Source organism: Providencia sp. Je.9.19, from assembly GCF_051129765.1.
Classification (GTDB): domain Bacteria; phylum Pseudomonadota; class Gammaproteobacteria; order Enterobacterales; family Enterobacteriaceae; genus Providencia.
In genome coordinates this window covers 1-270 of record NZ_JBCPSS010000056.1, presented here as the reverse complement: position 1 = coordinate 270, position 270 = coordinate 1, and the positions used below count along the sequence as shown (strand labels likewise).

Annotated in this window: 1 rRNA gene; it reads right to left on the bottom strand. The window is 51.9% G+C overall.

Features of this window, described 5'->3' with window-relative positions:
• Nucleotides 1-270, bottom strand: a 23S ribosomal RNA gene (locus AAZR93_RS21690); the annotation flags it as partial.

Sequence of the window (270 nt, the reverse complement as noted above, 5' to 3'; positions counted from 1 at the left end):
CAATTAACCTTCCAGCACCGGGCAGGCGTCACACCGTATACGTCCACTTTCGTGTTTGCACAGTGCTGTGTTTTTAATAAACAGTTGCAGCCAGCTGGTATCTGCGACTGGCTTCAGCTCCATCCGCAAGGGACTTCACCTAGCGCCAGCGTGCCTTCTCCCGAAGTTACGGCACCATTTTGCCTAGTTCCTTCACCCGAGTTCTCTCAAGCGCCTGAGTATTCTCTACCTGACCACCTGTGTCGGTTTGGGGTACGATTAATGATAATC